4 protein-coding genes are annotated in these 3,054 nt (G+C 53.7%); 1 reads left to right on the top strand and 3 read right to left on the bottom strand.

What is annotated here, in order from left to right:
- The 3 genes from QVO51_RS10055 to miaB form a co-directional block, all read right to left on the bottom strand.
- Nucleotides 1-414: YlbF family regulator (locus QVO51_RS10055; protein WP_288168154.1), on the bottom strand; the 414-nt coding region annotated here is incomplete at its 3' end.
- Nucleotides 415-437: 23 nt separating this feature from the next.
- Nucleotides 438-605 carry a hypothetical protein gene (locus QVO51_RS10050; RefSeq protein WP_288168153.1) on the bottom strand — a complete coding sequence of 56 codons (168 nt, stop codon included), beginning with the start codon at nt 603-605 and terminating at the stop codon, nt 438-440.
- On the bottom strand, nt 595-1,734 hold the full coding sequence (gene miaB / locus QVO51_RS10045) for a tRNA (N6-isopentenyl adenosine(37)-C2)-methylthiotransferase MiaB (protein WP_441295921.1): 1,140 nt from the start codon (nt 1,732-1,734) through the stop codon (nt 595-597). Before miaB ends, QVO51_RS10050 begins: the two co-directional genes overlap by 11 nt.
- 536 nt (nt 1,735-2,270) lie before the next feature.
- Here miaB and QVO51_RS10040 point away from each other — a divergent pair.
- Nucleotides 2,271-3,054, top strand: a 784-nt coding sequence (locus QVO51_RS10040; RefSeq protein WP_288168152.1) for a DUF6055 domain-containing protein, incomplete at its 3' end; no start/stop codon positions are given.

The following is a 3,054-nucleotide window of genomic DNA, read 5'->3' as shown; positions in this document are numbered from 1 at the left end:
GCAGCCGCCGCAGCTGCTGCAGTTTCCGCCGCAGCTATGCTCCACGGAACAGGTTGCCGGATCCTCGCCGTTGGCGCTCATGGTAATAATCATATTGATCTGGGACAGCAGCTCATCCATGGCATTCTTCACATTATTGAATACCGCCATGTTCTTGTTTGCCATGATCTGACCGTACAGCTCCTTGATCTTGCCGTCCAGAGCAGTCAGCTTGTCCCGGTCCTTGTCCGGCTTGGACATTTCCGAGTTCAGCTCCATGCGCTTGAGGTTGAATTCCCCGATCAGCTTCTGCAGATCCTCGTCCTGGTCGTTTGCCTGCTTTGCCAGGTGATATGCGGTGTACCGGTCATCCTGCTGGAGCATAGCTCCCAGCTTTCTGGTCATTGCAATAATATCCATCTGTTCGTTTTCCATTTCAAAGACTCCTTATCTTCGGGTCAGTCCAGGATCGTTCCCAGCACTGCCCAATTTTTCGTTTCCTCTATGTGAACGTCCGCAAAGGTTCCGATCCGGGTGGGATCCCCCTTTGCTTCCACGATCACGCCTTCTGTGCTTTTCCCGGTAAGCCAGGGAGCGCCTTTGCGGCTGACCCCTTCAAACAACACCTGCATCGTCCTGCCCAGAAACCGCCGGTACAATCTTGTGGNNCCGCCGGTACAGTCTTGTGGAGGTTTCACGCTGCTGCGCCAGCAGTTGCTGCATCCGGGCAGTTTTCACCTGCGCCGGGGTGTGATCCGCAATCTGTGCCGCCTTGGTGCCGCTGCGGGGTGAGTAGATAAAGGAATATACATTATCATACCCCACCTGTTCCAGCAAACCCAGAGTAGCAGAAAATTCCTCATCTGTTTCGTTGGGGAATCCCACGATAATATCCGTAGTCAGCGCAAAATCCGGCACACGGGAACGGGCATACCGTACCGTTTCCAGATACTTCTCCACCGAGTAGCACCGGTTCATGGCATGCAGGATCGAGTCACTGCCGCTCTGTACCGGCAGATGCAGATGCTTTTCCACATGCCGGCTGTCACAGATCACGTCAATCAGCTCCGGCGTGGCATCCTTGGGATGGGAGGACATGAATCGGATCCAATACTCCCCCTCAATGGCATCCAGCCGACGGAGCAGCTCCGGAAAGCGAATGCCATCCGACAGATCCTTCCCGTAGGAATTTACATTCTGCCCCAGCAGGAGGATTTCTTTGCAGCCCTGGGATACCAGCTCCCGTACCTGCTGCTCAATAACCTTCGGATCCCGGCTTCGCTCCCTGCCCCGCACATAGGGCACGATGCAGTAGGTGCAGAAATTGTTGCAGCCGTACATAATGGGCACGGACGCCTTGAAGGAGCAGCTGCGCACCTGGGACAGCTCCTCGGAAGGGGCGGACTGGACGGTAGCGTCCACACTGTGCTTTTTCCCCTCCAGGATCTCCAGCAGCATCGCAGGCAGGCGCTCCAGCGCCCCGGTACCCACCACCAGATTTACATAGGGGTAGGACGCCTTCAGCTTTTCCCGAACAGGCTCCTCCGCCGTCATGCATCCGCAAAGCCCAATGATAAGCCCTGGCTTTTTCTGCTTATAGGGTTTTAACTGTCCCAGGTGTCCGAACACCCGATCCTCCGCATGCTCCCGCACCGCACAGGTATTCAGCAGGATCAGATCCGCCTGCTCCGGTTCCTCTGTCAAGCCATAGCCCATGGACAGCAACAACCACTTGAGCTTCTCTCCGTCCGTCATATTCAGCTGACAGCCAAAGCTCTGCACCATGGCAAGGGGCTGTTCGTCGGATGCGGCAAGCCGTTCCCGGACTGTCTGGATTTCCTGTTCCATACCTGTGTTCCTTTCCTTCGGGTCTGCATAAGTAGGTATTGTATACAAACACCTACACAAGATATAGCATACCACATCTGCGTCTTTTTTTCAAGCCCCTGTTTTTCATATATTTATAAAACAGCGCCACATATGCTTTGTGCGGCGTTTCATGAAAATATCACAATAAATCATGAACTGTGTTATAAATAATCATTGACATTGTATGAATGATCAGTTACAATAAAGTGCGTGTATTCTTCGCAGCGTACAATGCAGTGTACGAGCCGGGGCAGCACCACGCAAAGTTTATGAAGTGCTGCCCGAATACCATTCTGCGCTGGGCAGGCTTGCCTGCTTGTGCCTGCAGTATCATCCGCAACGCAGCGGACCACAAAGGCAGCATTGCGCATAATCACAAAGCAAGCGCCATGCTGTCCGCATGAAACAGGGGGAGAAAGGTTATGAAAACCAAAGCAACAGCAATTGTGACCAGCGGCATTCTGGCAGCATCCATGCTCCAGCTGATGCCCACAAGCGTATTTGCCGCGGACGAAGCGTATCTGATCCGTGACAAATGGGGCTACTGTACCACCGCAAATTATGTGGAATCCGAGCATTTCGTTATTTTCTACGGAAACAACGACACCACCGGCCAGGTCAATGACGCATTTTTACAGCGGAATCTGGCGGATTACGAAAAGCTCTGGCAGTGCTACACCCAGTACCTGGGTATGGAGAACCTAAATGTGGACATGTACGGGAACAGCACCCAAAAGTATAAAACCAACGTATACCTGACCTATACAGGTCTGGATCAGTACCCGGATGGCTGGGCGTTCATGAGTGCGGAGGACGGCTACGGGATCGAGATCATCAGCCCCAACGCCATGCTGGACGAACTGACCATCGCCCATGAATTCGGTCATGTAGTGACCCTTCACCAGAAGGCGTGGGTGGATCAGGACATTACCGGTGCCTGGTGGGAGCCGCTGGCAAACTGGTTCCGGGAAATGTATCTGGGCAGCGAATACTACGACGGCACCACCCAGACCTGCTGGTTTGAGCCATACATCCGCAATCTGAGCCTGACCCTGCCCCACGGACGGAATTACTATGAGGTATGGCCATTCCTGGTGTATCTGTCCTACAACCCGGACAATCTGAGCGGATTGGGTATCGACTCGGTCAAGCGCCTGATTTCCGAGGCACAGCCCGGTGAATACCCCTTTGACACCATCACACGTC

It is taken from the genome of Ruminococcus sp. CAG:379 (assembly GCF_000434255.1).
GTDB lineage: Bacteria > Bacillota > Clostridia > Oscillospirales > Ruminococcaceae > Ruminococcus_F > Ruminococcus_F champanellensis.
The sequence above is the reverse complement of the archived record's forward strand: the minus strand, read 5'-3'. Positions and strand labels throughout refer to the sequence as shown.